General features: G+C 71.7%; 21 protein-coding genes. 13 read left to right on the top strand and 8 right to left on the bottom strand.

The genetic code is table 11. The features are described from left to right. Positions 1-87: 87 nt before the first annotated feature. Genes ACFVR6_RS02085 through ACFVR6_RS02070 form a run of 4 tightly spaced genes read left to right on the top strand, consistent with a single transcriptional unit; the run spans position 88 to position 5,663 of the window. On the top strand, positions 88-1,245 hold the full coding sequence (locus tag ACFVR6_RS02085; protein ID WP_386958347.1) for an acyl-CoA dehydrogenase family protein: 1,158 nt from the start codon (positions 88-90) through the stop codon (positions 1,243-1,245). A gap of 13 nt (positions 1,246-1,258) precedes the next feature. Next, entirely contained in the window at positions 1,259-2,467 is a 1,209-nt protein-coding gene (locus ACFVR6_RS02080) for an acetyl-CoA C-acetyltransferase (protein ID WP_386958345.1), read from the top strand. A 2-nt stretch (positions 2,468-2,469) separates the two neighbouring features. Continuing rightward, positions 2,470-4,656: a 3-hydroxyacyl-CoA dehydrogenase NAD-binding domain-containing protein gene (locus ACFVR6_RS02075; protein WP_386958343.1), complete on the top strand. Its 2,187-nt coding sequence runs from the start codon at positions 2,470-2,472 to the stop codon at positions 4,654-4,656. After that, a complete protein-coding gene (locus tag ACFVR6_RS02070; protein WP_386958342.1) occupies positions 4,653-5,663 on the top strand; it encodes an NAD(P)H-dependent flavin oxidoreductase in 1,011 nt (336 codons plus the stop codon). The genes ACFVR6_RS02075 and ACFVR6_RS02070 overlap by 4 nt, the downstream gene beginning before the upstream one ends. A 114-nt stretch (positions 5,664-5,777) precedes the next feature. On the opposite strand, the gene ACFVR6_RS02065 is transcribed toward ACFVR6_RS02070, so the two are convergent. Then, positions 5,778-6,383: a TetR/AcrR family transcriptional regulator gene (locus ACFVR6_RS02065; RefSeq protein ID WP_386958341.1), complete on the bottom strand. Its 606-nt coding sequence runs from the start codon at positions 6,381-6,383 to the stop codon at positions 5,778-5,780. Between the two features lie 127 nt (positions 6,384-6,510). Here ACFVR6_RS02065 and ACFVR6_RS02060 point away from each other — a divergent pair, with 127 nt between their 5' ends. Continuing rightward, positions 6,511-8,004 carry an aldehyde dehydrogenase family protein gene (locus tag ACFVR6_RS02060; RefSeq protein ID WP_386958339.1) on the top strand — a complete coding sequence of 498 codons (1,494 nt, stop codon included), beginning with the start codon at positions 6,511-6,513 and terminating at the stop codon, positions 8,002-8,004. Positions 8,005-8,231: 227 nt separating this feature from the next. Here the strand turns inward: ACFVR6_RS02060 and ACFVR6_RS02055 are convergent, their stop codons facing one another. Further along, positions 8,232-9,437 carry a TetR/AcrR family transcriptional regulator gene (locus tag ACFVR6_RS02055; RefSeq protein ID WP_386958337.1) on the bottom strand — a complete coding sequence of 402 codons (1,206 nt, stop codon included), beginning with the start codon at positions 9,435-9,437 and terminating at the stop codon, positions 8,232-8,234. 179 nt (positions 9,438-9,616) lie between these two features. On the opposite strand from ACFVR6_RS02055, the gene fadD5 reads away from it, so the two are divergent. The 8 genes from fadD5 to ACFVR6_RS02015 are packed head-to-tail and all read left to right on the top strand — an operon-like array spanning position 9,617 to position 18,390. Next, a complete protein-coding gene (gene fadD5, locus ACFVR6_RS02050; protein WP_386958335.1) occupies positions 9,617-11,194 on the top strand; it encodes a fatty-acid--CoA ligase FadD5 in 1,578 nt (525 codons plus the stop codon). Positions 11,195-11,208: 14 nt separating this feature from the next. Beyond that, positions 11,209-12,813: an alcohol dehydrogenase catalytic domain-containing protein gene (locus ACFVR6_RS02045; RefSeq protein ID WP_386958333.1), complete on the top strand. Its 1,605-nt coding sequence runs from the start codon at positions 11,209-11,211 to the stop codon at positions 12,811-12,813. A 2-nt stretch (positions 12,814-12,815) separates the two neighbouring features. Then, on the top strand, positions 12,816-14,087 hold the full coding sequence (locus tag ACFVR6_RS02040; protein WP_386958331.1) for an ABC transporter substrate-binding protein: 1,272 nt from the start codon (positions 12,816-12,818) through the stop codon (positions 14,085-14,087). A gap of 52 nt (positions 14,088-14,139) precedes the next feature. After that, positions 14,140-14,910: an ABC transporter ATP-binding protein gene (locus ACFVR6_RS02035; RefSeq protein WP_386958329.1), complete on the top strand. Its 771-nt coding sequence runs from the start codon at positions 14,140-14,142 to the stop codon at positions 14,908-14,910. Continuing rightward, complete coding sequence (locus ACFVR6_RS02030; protein ID WP_386958327.1) at positions 14,907-15,614, top strand: ABC transporter ATP-binding protein; 708 nt, start codon at positions 14,907-14,909, stop codon at positions 15,612-15,614. The genes ACFVR6_RS02035 and ACFVR6_RS02030 overlap by 4 nt, the downstream gene beginning before the upstream one ends. A 10-nt stretch (positions 15,615-15,624) precedes the next feature. Next, the gene (locus ACFVR6_RS02025) at positions 15,625-16,503 is read left to right on the top strand and encodes a branched-chain amino acid ABC transporter permease (RefSeq protein WP_386958325.1); all 879 of its coding nucleotides are present in this window, start codon (positions 15,625-15,627) and stop codon (positions 16,501-16,503) included. Continuing rightward, positions 16,500-17,558 carry a branched-chain amino acid ABC transporter permease gene (locus tag ACFVR6_RS02020; RefSeq protein WP_386958324.1) on the top strand — a complete coding sequence of 353 codons (1,059 nt, stop codon included), beginning with the start codon at positions 16,500-16,502 and terminating at the stop codon, positions 17,556-17,558. The genes ACFVR6_RS02025 and ACFVR6_RS02020 overlap by 4 nt, the downstream gene beginning before the upstream one ends. A 46-nt stretch (positions 17,559-17,604) precedes the next feature. Continuing rightward, on the top strand, positions 17,605-18,390 hold the full coding sequence (locus tag ACFVR6_RS02015; RefSeq protein ID WP_386958322.1) for a glycosyltransferase family A protein: 786 nt from the start codon (positions 17,605-17,607) through the stop codon (positions 18,388-18,390). Here ACFVR6_RS02015 and ACFVR6_RS02010 read toward each other — a convergent pair. The 6 genes from ACFVR6_RS02010 to ACFVR6_RS01985 form a co-directional block, all read right to left on the bottom strand. After that, entirely contained in the window at positions 18,356-19,267 is a 912-nt protein-coding gene (locus tag ACFVR6_RS02010) for an alpha/beta fold hydrolase (RefSeq protein WP_386958320.1), read from the bottom strand. The genes ACFVR6_RS02015 and ACFVR6_RS02010 overlap by 35 nt on opposite strands. A gap of 27 nt (positions 19,268-19,294) precedes the next feature. Next, on the bottom strand, positions 19,295-20,071 hold the full coding sequence (locus ACFVR6_RS02005) for an enoyl-CoA hydratase-related protein (RefSeq protein WP_386958318.1): 777 nt from the start codon (positions 20,069-20,071) through the stop codon (positions 19,295-19,297). Between the two features lie 4 nt (positions 20,072-20,075). Then, a complete protein-coding gene (locus ACFVR6_RS02000; protein WP_386958316.1) occupies positions 20,076-21,269 on the bottom strand; it encodes an acyl-CoA dehydrogenase family protein in 1,194 nt (397 codons plus the stop codon). A 288-nt stretch (positions 21,270-21,557) separates the two neighbouring features. Next, positions 21,558-22,379: an MBL fold metallo-hydrolase gene (locus tag ACFVR6_RS01995; protein WP_386958315.1), complete on the bottom strand. Its 822-nt coding sequence runs from the start codon at positions 22,377-22,379 to the stop codon at positions 21,558-21,560. 2 nt (positions 22,380-22,381) lie between these two features. Then, positions 22,382-23,704, bottom strand: coding sequence for a cytochrome b/b6 domain-containing protein (locus tag ACFVR6_RS01990; protein ID WP_386958313.1), 1,323 nt, complete (start codon positions 23,702-23,704; stop codon positions 22,382-22,384). Positions 23,705-24,151: 447 nt separating this feature from the next. After that, positions 24,152-25,141 carry an electron transfer flavoprotein subunit alpha/FixB family protein gene (locus ACFVR6_RS01985; protein ID WP_386958311.1) on the bottom strand — a complete coding sequence of 330 codons (990 nt, stop codon included), beginning with the start codon at positions 25,139-25,141 and terminating at the stop codon, positions 24,152-24,154. Positions 25,142-25,149 lie beyond the last annotated feature (8 nt).

Below are 25,149 nucleotides of genomic sequence, written 5' to 3'. Positions count from 1 at the left end.
CGGCGTTGGACCTGAGTTGCGTTGTGCTATTTCTAATGCATAATAAAAACATTCGCCGCATCGAAGCGGCCGAGAGGTGGACGAGCGATGGCGCTGACCCGCGATCTGTACGACGAAGAGCACGAGGCTTTCCGCGACATCGTGCGTGATTTCGTCGAGAAGCACGCCAAGCCCCACGTCGAGCGGTGGGACGAGCAGGGAGCGGTCGACCGCGAACTGTTCACGGCGGCCGCCGAGGCCGGCATCCTCGGATTCGCCGTCCCCGAGGAGTACGGCGGCGGCGGGGCGGACGACTTCCGCTTCAACGCGATCATGGCCGAGGAGCTGGCCCGCAACCCCGTCTCCAGCGGCATGGCCGGCATCGCCCTGTCCAACGACATCGTGATCCCCTATTTCACCGACCTCACCGACGAGGCGCAGAAGCAGCGGTGGCTGCCCGGGATCGCCGCAGGCGAGCTCATCACGGCGATCGCCATGACGGAGCCGGGCACCGGCAGCGACCTGTCCGGCATCCGCACCTCCGCCATCCGCGACGGCGACGGCGACGACTACATCGTCAACGGCTCGAAGATCTTCATCTCCAACGGACAGAACGCCGACCTGGTCGCCGTGGCGGTGCGCACCTCGCCCGACCCGCACCGGGGGCTCAGCCTGCTCGTGGTCGAATCCGGCATGGCCGGGTTCTCCCGAGGTCGCAATCTGCACAAGATCGGACTGCACGCGCAGGACACCAGCGAGCTGGTGTTCGAGGACGTGCGGGTCCCCGCGGCCAACCTGCTGGGCGCCGAGGGCTCCGGGTTCCTCGGCCTCATGCGCAACCTGCCGCAGGAGCGCCTGTCGATCGCGGCGGGCGCAGTGGCCTCCAGCGAAGGGGTGCTCGAGCGTACCCTCGCTTACGTGACGGAGCGCACAGCGTTCGGCAAGCCCATCGGCTCGTTCCAGAACACCCGGTTCGAGCTGGCCGACATGACCACGGCGACGGCGGTCAGCCGCGCCTACATCGACCGCGCGATCCGCCAGCACTGCGCCGGAGAGCTGTCGGCGACGGATGCCGCGGCGGCGAAGTTCTGGACGACCGAGCAGTACGTCCAGATCGTCGGGCGCTGCCTGCAGTTGCACGGCGGCTACGGCTACATGCAGGAGTACCGCATCGCCCAGGACTACCTCGACTCCCGCATCACCACCATCTACGGCGGCACGACCGAGATCATGAAAGAGATCGTCGGCCGCGAGCTCGGGCTCTGAGAAGGAAGGCATCATGGCCGACGCATACATCTACGACGCCGTACGCACGCCGCGCGGCAAGAACAAGGGCGGGGCCCTCCACGGCACCAAGCCCGTCGACCTGGTCGTCACCCTGATCGACGCGCTGCGCGAGCGCAACCCGAACCTGGACGTGTCCGCGATCGACGACATCGTGCTGGGTGTCGTGTCCCCCGTGGGCGAGCAGGGCGGCGACATCGCCCGCACCGCGGCGCTCGTTGCCGGGCTTCCCGAATCGGTCGCGGGCGTGCAGGTGAACCGCTTCTGCGCCTCGGGGCTGGAAGCGGTCAACCTGGCCGCGCAGAAGGTGGCATCCGGATTCGAAGACCTCGTGCTCGCCGGCGGCGTGGAGTCCATGTCGCGCGTGCCGATCGGCTCGGACGGCGGCGCGTACGCGCAGGACCCGACCACCGGCTACGACAACTACTTCGTGCCGCAGGGCATCGGCGCCGACCTCATCGCCACGACCGAGGGCTTCAGCCGCGAAGACGTCGACGCCTTCGCGGTGCGCTCCCAGCAACGCGCCGACGCGGCGTGGCGCGAAGGCCGGTTCGCGGGGTCGGTCGTCCCGGTGCGCGACGTCAACGGCGTCGTCGTGCTCGACAACGACGAGCACCGCCGCCCCGACTCGACCGTCGAATCGCTCGGCCGGCTGCCGGCGAGCTTCGCCGGCATCGGCGAGCAGGCCGGCTTCGACGCCGTCGCGCTGCAGAAGTACCACTGGGTCGAGAAGATCGAGCACATCCACGGCCCGGGCAACTCCTCCGGCATCGTCGACGGCGCAGCGCTTTTGGTCATCGGCTCCGCCGCAGCCGGCCGCGCCGCGGGCCTGACCCCCCGGGCGCGGATCATCGCGACCGCCGTCACGGGCTCCGAGCCGACCATCATGCTGACCGGCCCGACCCCGGCGACGCAGAAGGCGCTGGACCGCGCCGGACTCACCGTCGAGGACATCGACCTGTTCGAGCTCAACGAAGCCTTCGCCGCCGTCGTCATGAAGTGGCAGAAGGACCTCGGCATCCCCGACGACAAGGTCAACGTCAACGGCGGCGCCATCGCGATGGGCCACCCGCTGGGAGCGACCGGAGCCATGATCCTGGGCACGCTGCTCGACGAACTCGAGCGTCGCGACCTGAGCCGAGGCCTCGCGACGCTGTGCGTCGGCGCCGGCATGGGCATCGCCACCATCATCGAGAGGGTCTGAGCATGTCGACCGAGGAGAACATCGCCGTGTACACCGGATACGCCTGGGACAAGGATGCCGACGGCGTCGTCACCGTGACGATGGACGACCCGGACAGCGCCGTCAACACGATGAACCCGCACTTCGTGTCGGCGCTGGAGGCGACGGTCGACCGGCTCGAGGCGGAGCGGGACGACATCGCCGGGGTGATCCTCACCTCGGCCAAGCGCAGCTGGTTCGCCGGCGGTGACCTGAATCTGCTCCGTGCCGCCGACCCCGCCAGATCGGCGGAGGAGACCGCGCACATCGAGCACGTCAAGGCGCTGCTGCGCCGCGTGGAGAAGCTCGGCAAGCCGGTCGTCGCGACGATGAACGGCACGGCGCTGGGCGGCGGCCTGGAAGTGGCGCTCGCCTGCCACCACCGCATCGCGGCATCCGACGCCAAGGGCGCCCGGTTCGGGGTGCCCGAGGTGTCGCTGGGGCTGCTCCCCGGCGGCGGCGGCGTGACCCGCCTGGTGCGGATGCTGGGACTGCAGCGGGCCCTGCAGGAAGTGATCCTGCCGGCGACCCGCTTCAGCGCGGATGACGCGCTGGCGGTGGGCATCGTCGACGAGGTCGCCCCCGCGGCGGAGCTGGACGCCCGGGCGCGCGCCTTCATCGCCGCGAACCCGGCGCCCGTGAAGCCGTGGGACGCCAAGGGCTTCCGTCTCCCCGGCGGCGCACCCACCTCCCCCGGGGTCGCAAGCATGCTGCCGGCGTTGCCGGCCATGCTGCGCAAGCAGCTCAAGGGTGCGCCCATGCCCGCTCCCCGTGCGGCACTGGCCGCTGCGGTCGAGGGTGCGTACGTCGACTTCGACACCGCGTCGACGATCGAATCGCGCTACCTCGTGCAGCTGACCCACGGCCAGGTCGCGAAGAACATGATCACGGCGTTCTTCTTCGATCTGCAGGAGATCAACTCCGGCGGCAGCCGCCCGGAGGGCTACCCCCGGTTCACCGCCACGAAGGTCGGCGTCATCGGGGCGGGGATGATGGGCGCCGGCATCGCGTACGTCTCCGCCAAGGCGGGCATCGAGGTCGTCCTCAAGGATGTCTCGGCCGAGGCCGCCGAGACGGGCAAGGACTACGCGCGGGGGCTAGAGCAGAAGGCGCTCGCCCGCGGCAAGACCACCGAGGAACGCAGCCGGGCGCTGCTGGACCGCATCCACCCGACCGGCGACCCGGCGGACTTCGCCGGTGTGGACTTCGTCATCGAGGCGGTGTTCGAATCGGTGCCGGTCAAGCAGCAGGTCTTCCAGGAGATCCAGGACATCGTGAAGCCGGATGCCGTGCTCGGGTCCAACACGTCGACCCTGCCGATCACCCTGCTGTCGGAAGGTGTGAAACGGCGGTCGGACTTCATCGGCATCCACTTCTTCTCCCCGGTCGACAAGATGCCGCTCGTCGAGATCGTCCGCGGCGACAACACCGGCGACGAGGTGCTCGCGAAGACGTTCGACTACGTGCAGCAGATCCGCAAGACCCCCATCGTCGTGAACGACTCTCGCGGATTCTTCACGTCCCGGGTCATCGGCAAGCTCATCGGCGAAGCCGTCGCGGCCGTCGGCGAGGGCGTCGAGCCGGCATCGGTGGAGCAGGCCGCCCTGCAGGCGGGCTACCCGGCCGGCGCGCTGCAGCTGCAGGACGAGCTGACCCTGTCGCTGACGCAGAAGATCCGCATCGAGACCAGGGCTGCCGAGGAGGCGGAGGGGAAGACCTACGTCGAACACCCGTCCGAGGCGGTCGTGGACTGGATGGTCGACGAGGCCGGCCGCCCCGGCCGCAAGGCGCGCGCGGGGTACTACGACTACGACGAAACGGGCAAGCGGGTCGGCATCTGGCCGGGCCTGCGCGAGAAGTACGGCTCGGGCCGCACCGACATCCCGCTGAAGGACCTGCAGGAGCGGATGCTGTTCGCCGAGGCACTGGATGCGATCGACTGCCTCGACAGCGGCGTGCTCGTTTCGGTCGCCGACGCGAACATCGGCTCGATCTACGGCATCGGCTTCCCCGCCTGGACCGGTGGGGTGCTGCAGTACGTCAACCAGTACGAGGGGGGGCTCCCCGGCTTCGTCGCGCGGGCCCGCGAACTCGCCGCGACCTACGGCGAGCGCTTCACCCCGCCGGCGTCGCTCGTGGCGCGGGCCGAGGCCGGCGAGGAGTACCGATGAGCGACACGGCCACCACCGCCGCAGTCACGGCGACGCCGCGGCTGCGCACGCGCTTCACCGAGGCGCTCGGCATCGAGTACCCCGTCGTGCAGGGCGGGATGATGTGGGTCGGCCGCGCCGAGCTCGCCGCGGCGGTGTCCGAGGCGGGCGGGCTCGGCATCATCACCGCGCTCACCCAGCCCACGCCCGCCGACCTCGTCTCCGAGATCGAGCGCGCCCGCACGCTCACCGACAAGCCGATCGGAGTGAACCTCACGATCCTGCCGTCGATCACCCCGCCGCCGTACGACGAGTACCGGCGCGCCATCATCGACGCGGGGGTCACGATCGTCGAGACGGCGGGATCGAGCCCCGAGCCGCACATGGAGATGTTCCGCGATGCCGGCATCCGCGTGATCCACAAGTGCACGTCGGTGCGGCACGCCCTGAAGGCCCAGAGCGTGGGCGTGACGGCGGTGTCGATCGACGGCTTCGAGTGCGCCGGTCACCCCGGCGAGGACGACGTGCCGGGCCTCGTGCTCATCCCGGCGGCCGCCGACGCGCTGGAGATCCCCTTCATCGCCTCCGGCGGGTTCGCCGACGGCCGGGGGCTCGCGGCGGCCCTCGCCCTCGGCGCCGACGGGGTGAACATGGGCTCGCGCTTCATGTGCACCGTCGAGTCGCCGATCGCGCAGGCGGTGAAGGAACGCATCGTCGCGGCATCCGAGCTCGACACCAACCTCATCTTCCGGAGCCTGCACAACACCGCGCGGGTGGCCAAGAACGCCGTCTCCGACGAGGTGGTGCAGATCCTCGCCGCGGGTGGGCGGTTCCCCGACGTGCAGCCGCTCGTGGCGGGCGCGCGGGGGCGCCGCGTGTTCGAAGACGGCGACCTGGATGCCGGCATCTGGACGGTCGGGCAGGTGCAGGGGATCATCCGCGACATCCCCACCGCGGGCGAGGTGGTGCGCCGCACCGTCGCACAGGCGCGGGACGTGCTCACCGCGCGGCTGGCCGCGTTCGGCTGAGCACCGCGCACCGCACCGCGCCGCGCCGCGCCGCGGGTAGGGGATGTGCTCGCGGTAGGACCGATCCACGTGGATTCGTCCTACGCCGGGCACATGTCCTGTTCCGGTGCCCGCTCAGGGGTGCGCGAAGGTGCCGTGGCGCACCATGTCCTGTGTCGCGCGCACCAGGTCGTCCAGCGACCGGGTGCGCGGGTTCCACCACTCCACGGCCCAGTTCATGGAGCCCAGCAGCAGCAGCCGGAAGACGTTGATGTCGAGGTCGGCCCGCAGCTGACCGGCATCCTGCGCATCACGGAACAGCTCGCGCCACAGGCGGCTGTAGGCGCTCTCCTCCGCAGCGGGGCGCTCGCGCAGGTGCTCGGGAACCTGGCCGGCGTTGCGCACGGCGGCGGTCGTGTACGCGGAGATCTGCAGCTCGTACCGCAGGTGCGCCTCGACGGCGACCAGCAGCCGGTCGCGCGGCTCGGTGTCGGCCGACAGCGCCGCCAGCACCTCTTCGAGGTGGGCGCGCACGCGGTGGGCGCCGGTCCACATGACCTCTTCGACGAGGTCGTCGCGGGAGGCGAAGTAGTAGTAGATCGCGGGCGCCTGCACGCCGGCGGCCTCGGCCACGTCGGTGAGGCGGGTGCCGGCATACCCCTTGCGGCTGAGCACCTCGGCGGCCGCATCGAGGATGCGCTCCCTGGTACGGACCGATTTCGACGGCGCTTCCTGCGTCATGGCACCTCCGCCGATCATTCTAATGACGATTCGAAAATCTCCGCATCCGCCCCTTGTGCGGGCACGAGCGCGGGCCTAGTGTGAATCTCGATTCACTTATGCTCAACGGAGAGCGGAAGGCGAGATCATGACGATCCTTGCAGGCGGCGATCAGGCCACTACATACCCGACCCACGATCCGCGCGACGGATCGGTCATCGACAGCTATGCCCTCGAGGATGCCGCGCAGGTCGCCCAGCGCGTCACCGTCGCCCGCGAGGCGGCCCACTGGTGGGCCGAACTCGGCTTCGACGGCCGCCGCCGCGTGCTGCTGGCCTGGAAGGGCGCGATCGCGCGCGATGCGGCATCGCTCGCGGCGGTCATCTCGCGCGAGACCGGCAAGCCCAGCGGCGACGCGCTGCTGGAGGTCATGCTGACCCTCGGCCACCTCGACTGGGCGGCCAAGAACGCCGAGCGGGTGCTGCGCACGCGGCGCATGAAGGCGGGGCTGATCAACTACAACCAGCGCGCCACGCTGCGCTACGAGCCCTACGGCGTCGTGGGGGTCATCGGCCCGTGGAACTACCCGCTCTACACGCCGATGGGGTCGATCTCCTACGCCCTGTCGGCGGGCAACGCGATCGTGTTCAAGCCGAGCGAGCTCACCCCGGGCACCGCCCGGTGGATCGAGGCGCGCTGGAACGAGGTGTGCGACCGGCCCGTCTTCCAGGTGGCCACGGGCGACCGCGACACCGGCGCCGCCCTCGTGCGGGCGGGCGTGGACAAGGTCGCCTTCACCGGGTCGACGGCCAGCGCCAAGCGCGTCATGGCCGCGTGCGCCGAGACCCTCACCCCGCTCGTGGCGGAGTGCGGCGGCAAGGACGCCCTCATCGTCGCGGCCGATGCCGACCTCGACGCCGCCGCCGACTTCGTCGTGTTCGGTGCGATGGGCAACGCCGGCCAGACGTGCGTCGGCGTGGAGCGCGTGTACGCCGAGCGCCCGGTGCACGAGGCCCTCGTGGCCAAGATCGTCGAGCGCGCCGAGCGCCTGCGGCTCGACGGCGACCACCCCTCCTACGGCCCGCTCACGCTCGGCTCGCAGTCGGAGGTCATCGCGGGGCACGTGCAGGACGCCGTCGCCCGCGGCGGTCGCGCCGTGCTGGGCGGCGCGGAGTCGGTCGACGGCCGCCGGGTGTCGCCGGTCGTGCTCGTGGACGTCCCCGAAGACGCCGACGCCGTGCAGCAGGAGACCTTCGGCCCCACGGTGGTCGTCAATGCGGTCGCGAACCTCGACGAGGCCATCGCCCGCGCCAACGACACCGCGTACGGCCTCGGCGCCGCGGTCTTCACCCGCAATGCGCGCACCGGCGAGGCCGTCGCCGCGCGGCTGCGAGCGGGCGTCGTCACGATCAACTCGGTGCTGGGCTTCGCCTCGATCCCGTCGCTGCCGTTCGGTGGCGTGCGCGGGTCGGGCTTCGGCCGCATCCACGGCGCCGACGGCCTGCGCGAGTTCGCCTCTCCGAAGTCGGTCGCCCGGCAGACCCGCAAGGCCGCGCTGAACCTCCTCACGATGCACCGCAGCGAGCGCGACATGCACCTGGTCGCCAAGATGATCCCGATGCTGCACGGCAAAGGCCGCTGACCCGCCGCCCTCGGCATCCGCCCCGCCGCTTCTTCGGAGAAAGCCGGTCCTTCGGACCGGAGCGCCGAAACCGGTCCGAAGAAGTGGCGATGACCGAGAACATGGCGGATGCCGAGGCGTGGGGGTTCCCGGGGCGCCGCCCGATGGCATCCGCGCCACTTCGGGCGAACCACGGCGACGGATGCCGCCGACCAGCACGACACGACACGGCGACCGGATGCCGCGACTCAGGCCACGCCGAGCACGATCTCCACGAGGCGCGTCAGCCGGCGTTGGGCGAGGACATCGGACGACGCCGCGAGCGGCACATGGTCGGCGACGACGCCGAGGCCGGCGTGCACGAGCACGGCCGCCTCGCGACCGCCGAGCTCGGGTCGCACCGCCTGAAGCAGCGCGACCCAGTCGGCCACATGCGCCCGCTGCAGCGCCCGCAGCCGCCGCTGCTGCTCGGGCGCGAGGTTGCCGAGCTCGGAGAAATACACCCGCATGAGCGAGCGGTGCGCGAAACTGTGCGCCACGTACACACGGCACAGTCGCTGAAGCGCCTCGAGCGGTATGGATGCCGACTCGCGCGCCTGCAGCACGGAGCGTTCCAGCTCCACCGCCGCCCGGTCGCAGGCAGCCAGCAGCAGCGCGGGCTTGCCGTCGAAGTGACGGTAGACCCCCGACGGGGTGAGGTCCACCTCGACGGCGAGGTCCTCGATCGTCACCTCGTTGTAGCCGCGGGCGGCGAACTGCCGCACGGCCGAGTCGATGAGCCGCTCGCGCCGCCCCTCGGCGGCGTGCACCGCGGGCGGCGCGGGCTCCCACGACGGACCCTCGATCGACAGGTCGCCGTCGAGCGCACGCCAGGCCGCGGTCTTGAGCAGTCCGCGCAGCGTCCGCGCGGCGACGACGGTGTGGTGCGCGGTGATGCTCGCGACCACGCTCAGCGCCGCCAGCACCAGCACGCGGCGGTCCTCGTCGCCCACCTCGGGCCGGTAGCAGCGGTGTGCGGCCTCGAACCGCGCGCGCAGCAGCAGGAACTCCGCCGTCAGCGCGGCGCGGTCGGGACGGTCGAGGTAACGCCCCTCCCAGCGGTAGATCCCGCCGGTGGCCCGCAGCTCGACGGTCGTGGCGATGACGGCATCCAGCAGCTCGTCGAGCATGGCCTTCGCGTCGGCCGCCGACTCGAGCGCCGCGGATGCCGCCGCGTCGGTGGCCTCGGTCAGCCGATGGGCCAGCGTCATCGCGGTGCGCACGAACAGCGCGTACTTGTTGGGGAAGTGGCGGTACAGCGCCGGAGCCGAGATTCCGACCGCCACGGCGATGTCCTGCATGCTGACGGCGTGGTAGCCCTGCCGCGCGAAGGCCAGTGCCGCGGCCTGCTCGATGTGGCGCTTGCGGTCGCGGGGCCGGGTGCGCGGGCGCATCGGGTCCTCGGCGACGGTCATCCCCGCAGTCTATCGCCGCGCACATCGCCAAACGTGATCGTCGGTTCACTTCGGCGGCTCCCGAATGTGAATCTCTGTTAACAAAAAGTGGTGACAACGCGCGCAGTGCCTGGCATACTCATCCCAAGCCCGGCCGCAGCGTTGCGGCAGCCTTACGACGACGTAAAAGGGACGACCCGATGACCGATCAGATTCCCAGCGCCATTCCCGCCGCTGCGCGCCGCAACCACTGGATGAACCAGGTGGCCACCCATGCCGAGATGAAGCCGGATGCCACCGCCTTCAAGTTCCTGGGCGAGGTCACCACGTGGCGGCAGACCCGCGATCGCATGGACGCCTTCGCCGCCGCCCTGCAGCGGCGCGGCGTGAAGGCCGGCGACCGGGTGCTGCTGCTGACCCTCAACCGCACCGAGGTGGTGCTGGCGGTGTTCGGCATCAACCGCATCGGCGCCATCGCGGTGCCGATCAACATCCGTCTCAGCCCGCCCGAGATCGCCTACATCGTCGACGACGCCGACGCCGACGTGCTCATCGTCGAGCAGGCGCTCGCGCCGCTCGTGGGCGCGGTCGCGCAGGTCACCGACCGCATCAGCCGGGTCATCGTCATCGGGGAGGCCGGCGAAGGGCAGGAGTCGTTCGCCGACCTCATCGCCGAGGATGCCGGCGACTTCGAGGCCCCGGACGTCCCCGAGGACACCACCTGCCTCATCATGTACACCTCCGGCACCACCGGCCGCCCCAAGGGCGCCATGCTCGACCACGTCAACCTGTTCGCGCAGTCGCTCACGCTCCTGCGGGTCAACCAGACCTTCGACGAGGACGACATCGCGTTCATGACGGCGCCGCTGTTCCACATCGCCGGGCTCGGTTCGATCGCGCCGAACTTCGTCATCGGCATCCCGACGGTCATGCATCCGCTCGGCGCGTTCAACCCCACCGAGCTGCTGGACGCCTGGGAGCGCGAACGGGCCACGGTCGTGTTCAATGTGCCGCAGCAGTGGCAGGTCATCTGCGCCGACCCGACGGTGCACGACCGCGACCTGCATCTGCGCATCATCAGCTGGGGCGCCGCCCCCGCCTCGGACACGCTGCTGCACAAGATGGCCGACACGTTCCCGGATGCCACGAACGTCGCCGTGTTCGGCCAGACCGAGATGACGCCGATCACCTGCGCCCTCAGCGGCGAGGACTCGCTGCGCAAGCTCGGTTCGGTGGGCAAGCCCATCCCGACACTGCAGTACCGCGTCGTCGACGACGAGATGAACGACGTCCCCCGTGGCCAGGTGGGGGAGATCCTCTACCGCGGCCCCAACCTCATGAAGGGCTACTGGCGCAAACCCGCCGAGACGGCGGAGGCGTTCGAGGGCGGGTGGTTCCACTCCGGCGACCTCGTGCGCCAGGACGAGGAGGGCTTCGTCTGGGTCGTGGACCGCAAGAAGGACATGATCATCTCCGGTGGCGAGAACGTGTACTGCGCCGAGGTCGAGAACGTGCTGGCCGGCCACCCGAAGGTGCTCGAGGCCGCCATCTACGGCCGCGCCGATGAGCGCTGGGGCGAGGTTCCCGTCGCGGCGGTGGCCCTCATGCCCGAGCAGCGGCTGACCTTCGAGGAGCTGCAGGAGTGGCTCAGCGACAAACTGGCCCGCTTCAAGCAGCCCAAGGACCTCGTGCTCGTACCGGCGCTGCCGCGCAACGCCGGCGGCAAGGTGAACAAGGTGGCGCTGCGCGCAGCCGACCGCGAGCTGGCACCGGCCTAGAGATGACAGCCGCCGTGGCCGCGCTCGTTCACGAGCGCGGCGGATCCGTCGCGCTCTCCGACGTCGCCGTGCGCGAACCCGGGCAGGGCGAACTGCTGGTGCGCATCGCCGCATCGGGGGTGTGCCCCACCGACCTGTTCGGCATCGCCGGGTCGGCGGGCGACCGCTTCCCCGCCGTGTTCGGGCATGAGGGCGCCGGCATCGTCGAGCGCATCGGCCAGGGCGTGACCGGTGTGCGGGCGGGCGACCGCGTCGTGCTCGGCTTCGACTCGTGCGGGCAGTGCCCCTCGTGCACCGCCGGCCATCCCGCGTACTGCGCACGCTTCGCCGAACTCAACTACGGCGCCCGAGCCGACGCGGTGGGCGAGGCGGGGGCGGCGACCACCGGCTGGATGGCGCAGTCGTCGTGGGCGACGCACGTCGTGGCGCGCGAGTCCAACGCGGTGCGCATCGACCGCGACATCCCGTGGGACGTCGCGGCCACGCTCGGCTGCGGCATCCTCACCGGCGCCGGCGCCGTCATCAACGTGCTGCGCCCCGGGCCGGGCGACACGCTCGTCGTGCTCGGCGCCGGGACCACGGGACTCGCGGCCGTCATGGCCGCCCGGCACCGCGGGGTCACCCGCATCGTCGTGAGCGAGCCGTCCGCCGACCGCCGCGCGCTCGCGCTCGATCTCGGCGCCACCGAGGCGTTCACCCCCGACGACCTCGCCGCCGCGGGGGTGCAGGCCGGTCACGTGCTCGACACCGTCGGCGTGCAGTCGACGATCGACGCGGGGCTTCTCGCCGCCGCCCCGCACGGCATCTGCGCGACGGTGGCCCTGCGGGCGGGATCCAATCGCATCAGCGTCTCGCAGTCCCGGCTGCTGTGGGGTCGCAGCCTCGTCGGGGTCATCGAGGGCGACGCGGACATCTCCCGCGACATCCCGCTCCTCGCGGCGCTGTGGCGCACCGGCCGGCTGCCGGTCGAGCGCCTGGTCACCGCCTTCCCGTTCGCCGAGATCGCCGCCGCCGTCGACGCCGTGCGCACCGGCGCCGCGATCAAGCCGGTGCTGCGCATGGTCCCCGCCATCGACCCCGCCCCGACCGTGAAGGGCGACCTGCTCGCCCAGTTGCGCGAGGGCCGCGTGCGCGAGGACGACCTGCCGCACCTGTGGCGGTCGCTGCCCGCCGTCGCCCCCGCGCAGCTGCGGGGCCTCTGGCGCGGTCAGGGCCTCAGCACCGGCCACCGCGTGCACCGACTGCTGGCCGCGAGCGGTTGGTTCGGCAAGCTCTTCACCTCCGCCGACGACGTGGCCCCGCTCGTCTGCGAGCGCCCCGACGGCACACTCGCGGCCGACCGCGCCCTCGCCCGCGGCGGCGCCATGCTGCGCACGGTGGTCCACGACGGCATCCCCACCGCGTCGATGAGCTACGACGGTCAGCCGATCATCGACCACTTCACGCGCCTGTCCCCCGACGCGGTGCTGGGCGTGATGACGGGCCGGGATGCCGCCGACGCCGGCCGCCTCTACTACTTCCTGCTCGAACGGGCCGTCGACCGCCCCGTCGAGATCCCGCCACCCGTCCGCCGTTCGCACCCGAAGCCTGCAGCACCCGAATCATTCGAGGAGGAATGATCATGTCCACCCTGCGCACCACCCGAACCCGACTCGCGCCGGCCGTCGTCGCCGGCACCCTCGCCGCCCTCGTGCTCTCCGGCTGCGCCGGACGCGAAGCGGCCCCCGTCGCCGACACCGACGATGATGCTGCCGCCTGCAGCCCCGGCTTCACCGACACCGAGGTGAAGATCGGCAACAGCATCGCCCTCTCGGGACCCGCCGCCGCCTACGGCGCGATCGCCCAGACCATGAAGCTGTACTTCGACGACATCAACGCCGCCGGCGGGCTGGAGTTCGCCGACGGCGTCTCACGCGACGTCACGGTGGAGATCATGGACGACGGGTACGACCCGGCGAAGACCTCGACCAATGTGCGCACCCTCGTCGAGCAGAGCGGCGTGTTCGCCCTGGCAGGCGTGCTCGGCACCGGCGCCGCGATCGGCGTGGCGCCGTTCATCGAAGAGGCCGGAGTGCCGAACCTGTTCACCGGCACCGGCAGCGACGCCATCCCGACGCTGCACACCGACACGATGTGGACCACCGCCTACCTGCCGCAGTACGCGTTCGAGGTCGAGACCCTCGCCGCTTACATCGCCGAGGAGCACCCGGGCGCGAAGGCCGCGATCCTCTACCAGAACGACGATTTCGGCGAGAGCATCCGGGCGGGCTTCGACGCCGCGTTCGAGGGCACCGACGTGGAGCTCGTCGCGGCCGAGCCGTACGAGCTCAGCGCGGCGACCGTCGACAGCCAGGTAACGGCGCTCGCGTCCTCGGGCGCCGACGTGTTCCTCAACTGGGCCACCGGAGCGTTCACGACGCAGTCGCTCAAGAAGAAGCTGGAGCTGGGATGGGATGCCACGCCCATCATCAGCTCCACATCGGCGGATGCCACGTTCTTCCTGAAGCCGGCCGGCCCCGGCGCCGCGGATGGCGCGGTGTCGATCGCGTTCACGCGCGACATCACCGACCTCTCGCAGGCGGGCGATCCCGGCTTCGACGCCTGGACCGAGTTCGCTGCCGCCCACCCCGATGAGGTCAATCCGATGCTCGCGCCCGCGGCCACCGGCTACCAGACCGCGCAGCTGCTGGAGGCGGCGCTGGTGGGTATGGACGGCTGCACCCGCGAGGATCTGCTGGCCGCGGCGACGTCGTTCGACGGCCTCGAGCTCGACCTCGGGACCGTGCCGATCACCACGACCCCCGACTACCCGTTCGTGTTCCGGGAGCTCGGGGTGCAGGTGTTCAACGGCGAGACGTGGGACCTCTCCGCGAGCACCTACACCCTCGACTGACCCGCAGGGGCGGCCCCGACCCGGCCGCCCCTGTCTTGAAAGGAGCACGCCGATGCCGGCACTACTCGAGGTCACCGACGTGCGGTTGTCGTTCGGTGGCCTGCAGGCCCTCGACGGTCCGAGCCTGCAGGTCGCCGACGGCGAGGTGGTGGGCCTCATCGGTCCCAACGGCGCCGGCAAGACGAGCCTGTTCAACTGCATCGGCGGGCTGTACCGGCCGAGGTCCGGCAGCATCCGGGTGGCCGGCACCGAGGTGACGCGGCTGCCCCGCCACCGCATCGCGAGCCTCGGCGTGGGGCGCACCTTCCAGAACCTCGGGTTGCTGGCATCCCAGACGGTGCTCGAGAACGTGCTCGCCGGTGCCTATCACGCCACGCGCGGCGGGTATTGGGCCAGCGCCCTCGCACTCCCCGCGCTCGCGCGCACCGAGCGGCGCCTGCGCGGCACCGCCCTGCAGCTGCTGGCCGAGCTCGACCTCGAACGGCTGGCCACCCGCATCGTCGGCACGTTGCCCTTCGGCACGCTCAAGCGGGTGGAACTCGCCCGCGCCCTGCTGAGCGAACCGCGGCTGCTGCTGATCGACGAGCCGGCCAACGGCCTCATCCACGGCGAGGTGACGGAGCTCGGCACCACCCTGCGGCGTCTCGCAGCCGAGCGGGGCACGGCGATCCTGCTCGTCGAGCACCATATGGGGCTCGTGACGAGCGTCTGCGACCGGGTCGTCGTCCTCAATTTCGGCCGCCTCATCGCCGAGGGCGACCCGCACGCCGTCGCGCGCGACCCCGACGTCGTGGCCGCCTACCTCGGGAGCGCGGCGGCATGAGCGTGCTGACCGTCGACGTCACGGCATCCGGCTACGGCCCCGTCACCATCCTGCGCGACCTCGCCTTCGAGGTCGGCGACGCAGGCCGGCTGGTGATCCTCGGCGCCAACGGAGCCGGCAAGACCACGACGCTGCGCACGATCTCGGGCATGTGCCGCACCGAGGGGTCGATCCGCTTCGGCGGGCGCGACATCACCGGGTGGGCGCCGCACCGCATCGCCGCAGCCGGCATCGCGCACGTCCCCCAGGGGCGTGGCACCTTCGCCGAGCTGACGGTGCGCGAGAACCTCCTCGCCGGCGGCATCACCCGCCCGCGGCGCGAAGCCGCCGCCGAAGCCGACCGCTGGCTCGAGCGCTTCCCGCGCCTGGCGGAGCGCAGCGCACGGCCGGCGTCGGGGCTCAGCGGCGGCGAGCAGCAGCTGCTCGCCATCGCGCGGGCGTTCATGTCGGCCCCGCGTCTGGTGCTGCTGGACGAGCCGTCGCTGGGGCTGGCGCCGAAGATCACCGCCGAACTGTTCGCGACGCTCGACGACCTCGCGCGCGAGCGCGGCACCGCGATGCTCGTGGTCGAGCAGAACGCCCAGCTCGCCCTCGGCATCGCCGAGACCGCCCTCGTGATCGAGAGCGGTCGCGTCACCGTGCGCGGCACCGCCGCCGACCTCCGCGACAACGACGACGTGCGTCGCGCCTATCTGGGGGTGTGAGGACCGACCCATGTTCCTGCAGCAGCTTGTCGACGGCATCGCCACCGGGGCGATCTACGGGGCACTGGCCCTCGCGATCGTGCTGGTGTACCGCGCGTCGCGCACCCTCAACTTCGCCCAGGGCGAGCTGGCGCTGCTCGGCGCCTACCTGTCGTGGCAGTTCACCGTGTGGGGGCTGCCCATCGGGGTGGCACTGGCGATCTCGATGGTCGCGCTCGCGCTGCTGTCGGCCGGCATCGAACGGCTGCTGTTCCGCCCGCTCGTGCGACGCCATCAGCATCTCCCGCTCATCATCGTCAGCCTCGGCCTCATGATCGCCCTCAACGCCCTGATCGGGTGGGTCTGGTCGTACCAGACCAAGGAGGTGCCCGCGCTGTTCGGCTCCGGCGCGCTCGTCGCGGGCGGGGTCGCAGTGTCGCGGCAGGACATCGGCATCGTCTTCACGGTGCTGGCCGCCGCCCTCGTGCTCGCGGCGCTGTTCGGGTTCACCCGTATCGGGCTGCGCATGCGCGCCGCCGTCTCCGCTCCGGAGTCGGCGGAGCTGTCGGGCATCTCGACCGGGCGCACCATGACCGTCGGCTGGGCCGTGGCCGGCGCGGTGGGGGCGCTTGCGGGCACCCTCATCGCACCGGAGCTGTTCCTGCACCCCGGCATGATGACGCCGGTGCTGATCTACGCGTTCGCCGCCGCGACGCTCGGCGGGCTGGAGTCCCCCGTCGGCGCGCTCGTCGGTGGCGTCGCGGTGGGTATCATCGAGAACCTCGCCGGCAGCTACCTGCCGGCCGTCGGGTCTGAGCTCAAGCAGCTGGTGGCCCTGCTGATCATCGTGGTGGTGCTGCTGGTGCGACCCCAAGGACTGTTCGGCCGACGAGAGCTGGTACGCGCATGACCATGGTCACCTCCCCCATCCGCTCACTGCTGGCGGCGAACACCCGGCGCACCTCGGCCGCCGAATGGCTGCGCCGCCCCCGCCCGCCGCTCGCCCCGCCGCGGTGGTTGGCCATCGTGCTCGGTGGGGCCCTGGCGGCCGGGCTTGTCGTCCTGCCGCTGGTGAACCCGAGCTACATCAACCTCGCCGTCACCCTCGTGTGCATCTGGACGATCGTGGGGCTGGGCCTCAACCTGCTCGTCGGCTACGGCGGGCAGGTCTCGCTCGGGCACTCGGCGTTCTTCGCGATCGGCGCCTACGCGGTCGCCGTCGCGGGCGAGGCGGGCATCGCCCATCCCCTCACCCTCGTCATCGCCGGCATCCTGCCCTTCGCCGTCGGCTACCTCATCGGGCTACCGGCGCTGCGGCTGCGTGGGCTGCAGCTCGGCCTCGTCACGATCGCGATGGCCATGGCGACGCCCGCCGTCATCCGCGCGCTGGAGCCGGTGACCCACGGCAGCCGCGGCATCTCGATCGACGCCAGCCCACCGGCGGGCATCCCCCTCGCCCACGACCAGTGGGTGTACTACCTGGCGCTCGCGACGGCGGCACTCGCCTACGTCGTGACCCGCAGGCTCGCGCGGGGACGCCTGGGGCGGTCGTTCGTCGCGGTGCGCGACGCCGAACTCGTCGCCGAGACCCTCGGGGTGGACGTGTGGCAGACCAAGACCCGGCTGTTCGCGAGCTCGGCCGCCTACGCGGGCGTCGCGGGCGGCCTCTACGCACTGCTGCTGGAGTTCGTCGGCCCGGAGAACTTCGGGCTCATGCTGTCGATCTCATTCGTGACGCTCATCGTCGTGGGCGGTCTCGCGACCGTGGCCGGTGCGGTGCTCGGAGCGCTCTTCATCCAGTACGTGCCGGCCTTCACCTCGAGCATCAGCCCGGCCGCGACCGGCGCGACCTATGGCATCGTGCTCATCCTCTTCGCCTTCTTCGTCCCGTTCGGGCTCGTCGGGCTGTTGCGGGGAGCGCTGGCCCCTCTCGTGGACCGACTGCCCGGGCGACGCGCCGGGTGAGCGATCCCCCGCCCCAGACGCGCGGCAGGGCCTAGGCTGGCGCTCGATGAGCACCGTCAGCGTCGTCATCCCGTCTCTGGACGATGCGCTCATGCTCGCGAACTGCCTCGCCTCCCTCGCCGCGCAGACGCGCCCGCCGGATGAGATCGTCGTGGTCGACAACGGTTCGACCGACGACACCGCCGCGGTCGCCCGTGCGGCCGGTGCCGTCGTCGTGCGCGAGCCGCGGCGCGGTGTGCTGCTCGCGACGGCGGCCGGGTTCGACGCCGCCTCGGGCGACATCATCGGCCGGCTGGATGCCGATTCGCTCCCGTACCCGGATTGGATCGCCCGCCTCGTCGAACGCTTCGACGCCGACCCCACCCTCGGCGCGCTCACCGGCACCGGCAGCTTCTACGGCAAGGGGCTGGGGTGGCGGGTCGTCGGCCGCTTCGGCTACCTGGGCGGGTACTTCTGGTTCATGCGGCTGATGATCGGCCACGTGCCGCTGTTCGGCTCGAGCTTCGCGCTGCGTCGCGACACCTGGCTCGACGCCCGACGCCGCGTGCACCTGGACGACCCCCGGATGCATGACGATCTTGACATCAGCTTCGCGCTGGATCCCGGCACGGGCGTGGAGTTCGACCGTCGGCTGCGCGTGCGGGTCTCCGCCCGGCCGTTCGACTCGTTCGCCGGCTTCCGCCGCCGCGCCTCGTGGGGGTTCCACGTCGTCGCCGTCAACTGGCGCGACATCGGCTGGGCCCGACGCCACCTGCTCTGCGCGCAGGGGCGCCGCCGGCGGCGGGCGCAGCAGCGGATCATCGCGGGAAGTGCGTCAGCATCGCCTCGGTGAGTTGATAGGGCGCAGACTCGCAGGGGCTGTGCCCCGTGTCGATGATGACGATGTCCGCCCCCAGCCGTTCGGCGAACGCCCGATGCGCCTCAACGGGCCAGACGTCGCCCGTGCCGGTGACGACCAGCATCGGCAGCCCCAGCGCGCGCATCGCATCGGCGAGGTCGGGGGTGTGCTTCATGAGCCAGAAGATGTCCTCGACGCTGGCGCGGCGGGTCAGGGCGAACCGGGCACGCACGAACACGGCGCGATCGCGTGGCCCGTGGTGCAGGTTGTTGCGCACGCCCCACATCATGAGCCTGGCCTCGGTGCGCGCCGGCACGGGCCCGCTCAGCGGACCCAGGATCTTGAAGGCGCGCAGCACCTGCCCCGACAGCGGCGGCGCCGACAGCAGCGTGACGCTCGCGAACAGCTCGGGGTGGGCGACCACGGTCGCCGAGACCACGGTGCCGGCGAAGGAGTATCCCAGCACGTGGGCGGGCGTCGCCCCCGTGGCGAGCACGGCGAGCAGGTCGTCGACGAACAGCTGCAGCGTGTAGTGGCGCTGCGGCGGATGCAGGTTCTCGGGGCCCGCCGCGTGGGACTCGTACTGCCCCGCCATGTCGAACGACTCCACGCGGTACCCTGCCGTCGCCAGCAGCGGCATCATGCGGATGAAATCCTCTTTCGACCCCGTCACCCCCGGCACGAGCACGATACGCGGACCGTCGACGGGGCCGGCGGTGATGCGGGCCAGATCCCCGCTGGGAGCCGGCACCGTGTCGCGATCGACCCCGGGCGGCAGCACGCTCCAGTCGATGGGCTCGAGCGCGGCATCCAGTCGGGCCGCCCGGGCGATGATGCCCTGAGCTTCCCCGTCCGCCCGATCGACGCTCACGTGGGCATCCTAGGGGCGCATCAGGGCTCAGTGGTGGCGGAACCGCGGAGAGCGCTTCTCGCGGAAGGCCGCCATGCCCTCCTTCTGATCCTCGAGTGCGAACAGCGAGGTGAAGATCCGCTGCTCCAGCCGCAGGCCCTCGGCGAGGCTCGTCTCCTGCGCCGCGCGGAGGGCGTCCTTGGCGGCGTAGACCACCGGCAGCGACTTCGACGCGATCGCCTGGGCGGTCTTGGCCGCCTCGTCGAGCAGGTCGGATGCCGCAACCACCCGCGATACGAGGCCGGCGCGCTCCGCCTCGGCGGCGTCGATCATGCGACCGGTCAGCACGAGCTCCGCGGCCTTGTACGCACCGATCGCGCGCGTCAGCCGCTGCGTGCCGCCGATGCCGGGGATGACGCCGAGGTTGATCTCGGGCTGGCCGAAGCGGGCGGTGTCGGCGGCGAGGATGACGTCGCACATCATCGCCAGCTCGCACCCGCCGCCGAGCGCGAAGCCCGCCACCGCGGCCACGAGCGGCGTGCGGGCGCGGGCGACGGCCTCCAGCCCGACGAAGGGGTTGTGCATCGTCATGTCGTGCGACGACTTGTCGGCCATCTCCTTGATGTCGGCGCCGGCGGCGAACGCACGCTCCGACCCGGTGAGCACGATGCATCCGATGTTCTCATCCGCGTCGAACGCGGCCACCGCCGCCCCCAGTTCCTCTGTGAGCCGGGAGTTCAATGCGTTGAGCGCGTCAGGGCGGTGCAACGTGATCCAGCCGACGCGGTCACGGGTCTCGACGATGAGCGTCTCGTATGCGGTCATACGCTCATCGTGGCATGCGCCCGCGGCGCAGCACGTCACGGCCCACGATGACCCGCATGATCTCGTTCGTCCCCTCGAGGATCTGGTGCACGCGCAGATCGCGCACGACTTTTTCGAGCCCGTACTCGCTGAGGTAGCCGTATCCGCCGTGCAGCTGCAGCGCGTCGTTGGCGACGCGGAACCCGACGTCGGTGGCGTAGCGCTTGGCCATCGCGCACTGCACCGCGGCGTCGTCGGCCCGGGCGTCGAGGGCGTGGGCGGCCCGCTCGACGAGGCCGCGCGCGGCGTGCATCTCGGTGGCCATGTCGGCGAGGGTGAAGACGACGGACTGCTTCTCGGCGAGCGCTTCACCGAACGCGTGGCGCTCCTGCACGTAGCGGACCGCGCGGTCCAGTGCCCACTGCGCGCCGCCGAGCGAGCACGCGGCGATGCCGAGGCGGCCGCCGTCGAGCGCGGCCATCGCGATGCGGAAGCCCTCCCCGAGCTCCCCGATGAGCGCGGATGCCGGCACGCGCACACCGTCGAGCAGCACCTGCCGAGTGGGCTGGGCGCGCCACCCCATCTTGTGCTCCAGCGCGCCGAAGCTCAGCCCTGCGGCCTCGGCGGGCACGAGGAACGCCGAGATGCCACGTGAACCGGCGGTGGCGGGGTCGGCCGAGTCGCCGGTGCGGGCCATGACGACGTACACGGCGGCTTCCCCCGCACCGGAGATGAACTGCTTCACGCCCGTCAGCACATACCCGTCGGCGTCGGCGACGGCCGTCGTCGTGAGTGCGGCGGCATCCGAGCCCACGCCGGGTTCGGTGAGGCAGTACGCGCCGACCGCCTCGAGGGACACCAGCCGGGGCAGCCACTCGGTGCGCTGCGCCTCGGTGCCGTAGACGTCGATGATGCCGGCCACCATGTTGTGGATCGAGATGTGGGCGGCGACGGCGGTGTCGCCCGCGGCGAGCGCCTCGTAGATGGCGACGGCATCGGTACGGGCGAGCCCCGCCCCGCCGACGTCGTCGCGGACGCAGATGCCGCCGAGTCCCAGCTCCCCCGCCCGGCGCAGCGTCTCGCGGGGGAAGATCTCGTGGGTGTCGCGTTCGAGGGCGTGGGGGGCGAGTTCGGCGGCGGCGAATTCCCGCACCGCGGCGAGGATCGCTGCCCTGTCGTCGTCTTCGAGCGCGGGCGGGTCGGTCAGCATCGACGTCATCGTCGTTCCATCCTGTTCAGGCTTTTGGCCGAGGCGGTGTGAGCGGTGCGAACAGTGTAGTCGCGGCGGCTGCGGGAACGAACGGCGCGTCGGGCAGTGGCATCCGTCGGGGTCTGCCGCCGGTACCGGCGCCTGCCGAGATGCGGAGATCTGCCCGGATGCGGCCTTCCGGAGCGCAACCGGCCTCGATTCGGCAGATCCCCTCGTCCGGGTCGGCGCCTCGGGGCGGCGGGGTGGCGGGGCCGCGCGTCGGGGCGGGGCGGGGCGGGGCGTCGGGGCCGCGGGGCGTCAGGGCGCGGGGGTGTCGCGGAGGTACACCAGCTGGGCGCGCACCGACGCCTCGGCGGCGAAGCGCACCGCGGGGTCGACGCTCCCGTAGACCGCGTCGGTGACCGCGGCGATGAGATCGGCATCCGTCGATGCGGGCTTGCCGAGGGCCATGAGCGCCGCGCGCACCTCGTCGAGCCGCGTGCGGCGGTGTGCGGCGTAGATGCGGCTGACGGCGGCGAGGTCGGGCAGCATCGCACCGTGCGCAGGCAGCGCCGGGATCGCGCCGTACCCGCGCAGTCGGTCGAGGGAGGCGAGGTAGTCGGCGAGCGAGCCGTCCGGGGAGGCGATGATGGTCGTGCCGCGCCCGAGGATCGTGTCTCCGGTGAGCATGCTGCCGGTGACGGATGCCGCGGGATCGGCCGCGGCGGCATCCGCCGGCAGGTGCAGCGACACCGAATCGGCGGTGTGTCCGGGCGTCGCGACGACCTCGACGACCGTGCCCGCCGCCTCGATGCGCTCCCCGTCGACCAGCGGCGACGCATCGAGGCACAGCGCCGCGTCGAACGCGCGCACCGGGGCGCCGGTGAGCGTGGCGAACCGGGGTGCCGCCTCGGTGTGGTCGTGGTGGTGGTGGGTGAGGAGGATCAGCTCCACCGGGCCGAACTGCTGCAGAGCCCGCAGGTGGCCGGCATCCTCGGGACCGGGGTCGACGACCACCACCCCTCCTCCGCCGGGCGCGCCGATCACGAGGGAGTTGGTGCCGTCGAGCGTCATCGGCCCGGCGTTGGGTGCCTGCACGCGCGTGACCAGCCTGGTCCAGCGCACCGCGGCATCCGTCATGACTACCGGCCGCTGACCGTGCCGAACAGCCGCGCGATCGGGGCGACCACGAGCGGGCGGGCGGCGATCCACCCGCCGGCCATCACGACGAGCGAGGCGATGAAGATCCAGAACCCGGTCCAGTTGTCGGCGTACGCGACACCGTCGACCGAGCCCTGCGCGGCGTACATGTGGTTGAGGTTGCGCAGCGCCCCGGTGGCGAACACGAGCGCGACGTGAACGATGATGAACGCCACGAAGTAGAGCATCACCGGGAAGTGCACGGCGCGCGCCCACTCGATCGGGTACGCCTTGTTCAGGCGGGCGTTCTTCTTGGGCCACAGTCCGCTCATGCGGTAGCCGGTGATGATCGCGAGCGGGGCGGCGATGAACACCGTCGAGAAGTACGCCAGCTGCTGCAGCCCGTTGTAGTTGACCCAGCCGTTCTCGGTGGGCCAGTCCAGCGAGACGTACTGGAGCGCCGCCGACAGTGCGTTGGGGAGGACCTCCCAGCTGGTGGGCACGATGCGCATCCACTGGCCGCTGACGAACAGCAGCACCAGGAACACGAGACCGTTGACCATCCAGAGGAGGTCGAGCGACTGGTGCAGCCAGATCGTGAGGCTGGTCTTGCCCTTCTTGTCGCCGCGCGGTGTCCAGAACACCGCGGGACGCTTCTCGGTGCGCACCTGCAGGCCGGTGCGGATGATCAGCACCATGAAGAACGCGTTGAAGAAGTGCTGCCATCCGAGCCACGCGGGGAAGCCGACCGGCGCGCCCTCGGGCAGGTGGTACTCGCCCGGGTAGGTGACGAGGAAGTCCTGCATGAAATCGAGGCTCAGGAACCACCGCACGAAGAACACCGCCATCGCCGCGGCGACGAGCAGGCCGCCGCCGCCGACGACCACGACGCCGGCCCACTGGCCGCGCGTGAACGGCCCGATGCGCTTCGGCTCGGGCTTCGGGGCGGGGCGACGGGATGCCGCGGCTCCCGGCCACACGGTGCGCGGCACCGTGAGCGGCGGGCGAGGTCCGGTCGCGACCTCGGTCGATGGTGCGGGGGCGGGGGTCGCGGGGGTGGTCGCGGCAGCCGGTGAGGTCGTCGCTGCGGCTGGAGCCACGGGCGCGCTTGCGTCCGTCGCGGCATCCGTCGTCGCGGCATCCGCCGTCGCGGCATCCGTTGTCGCGGCATCCGCCGTCGCGGCATCCGTCGTCGTCGCCGACGCGGGGCGTGCCACGCCTTCCGGCGGCCAGGGGTCACCACCCACGGTGCGGGGCAGTCCGCGCCGGAGCGCGACACCCTCCGCCCCCGCCGGCGGCTGCGCCGCGGGCTGCTCGAGTGTCACTTCCGCACGGTCCGCGGCCGAAACACCCGCCACAACCGACACCGGAGCAGCGCTGGCCGCGGGCGCGGGCGGCGCGGCGGGCGGCGCGGACGCGGCGGCGGAGGCGGCGCCGGCGGGCGGCCAGGGCTCGCCGCCGGGAACGCGCGGCAGACCGCGACGCAACGCTCGGCCGGCCGTATCCGGCTCGCCTGTCGCATCCTGTCGCTTCGCAGGCACGGAAGGCGCATCCTGCGACGGGTGAGCCGCCGCAGCGGGGGCAGCCTGGGCCACGGGCTCAGCAGGCGCAGGCGCGGGCGCGGGCGCGGCAGCGGATGCTGCGACCGGCGCCACGGGCGCGGCCTCCGCGCCGACCCCCTCGGGCGCGGTGCCCGCCGGCGGCCACGGCTCGCCGCCGGTCACCCGCGGCAGACCGCGACGTACCGTACGCCCGTAAGTCGCCATCCGTCGCTACGCCTTCTTCGCTTCGAGGGCCGCGATCAGCTGCGGCACGACGGTGAACAGGTCGCCGACGACGCCGAAGTCGGCGATGTCGAAGATCGGCGCGTCGCCGTCCTTGTTGATCGCGACGATGGTCTTCGCCGTCTGCATGCCCGCCTTGTGCTGGATCGCGCCCGAGATACCGAGAGCGACATACAGCTGGGGCGACACCGAGACGCCGGTCTGACCGACCTGGTACGAGTACGGCACGTAGCCCGCATCCACGGCGGCGCGCGAAGCACCGATCGCGGCGCCGAGCGTGTCGGCGAGCTGCTCGACGAGGGCGAACTTCTCTTCCGAACCGAGACCGCGACCGCCCGAGACGACCTTGGCCGCGCCGCGCAGTTCGGGGCGCGAGGATGCCACGACGGCCTCTTCGAACGACTCGATCGTCGCCGCAGGAGCCCCCGACGGCGTCACGTCGAGCCGCGTGATCGCGGGGCTCGCGACGGCCTCGGCGCGCGCGTCGACCGCGCCCTGACGCACGGTGACGACGTAGGCGCCGAACGTCGGCGCGGAGGTGACGTTGTAGGCCCCGCCGTAGACGGAGTGCTGTGCGACCACGCCCTCGTCGTCGCGGGCGACGCCGACGGCATCCACCGCGAGTGCGCGCTTCGTGCGGGCGGCGAAGCGCCCGGCGATGTCGCGACCTTCGATGGAGTTGGACACCAGCACCGCGTCGGGCTGTACGAGGTCGGATGCCGCGACGAGCGCGTCGACGAGCGGCACGGTCAGCGCCGTATCGGCTCCGCCGAGGTCGGCCGTCAACACCGCCTGCGCACCGAGGGCTGCGGCGGCGGATGCCAGCGCGTCGTGCTGCTCGGCGCCGGCGACGACGAGCGCCACCGGGGTGCCGATCGACGCGGCCGCGCCGACCAGGCCCGCGGCCGATTTGGCCAGCTCGCCGCTCGGGAGCACGTCCAGGTGGACGAGGATCGAATCTGCTGCAAAGTCAGTCATGTCGCGGA

Origin of the sequence: Microbacterium sp. NPDC058021, from assembly GCF_042885955.1 — a bacterium.
GTDB lineage: Bacteria > Actinomycetota > Actinomycetes > Actinomycetales > Microbacteriaceae > Microbacterium.
Note: the sequence above shows the minus strand (reverse complement) of the source record. Positions and strands in the feature narration are given on the sequence as shown.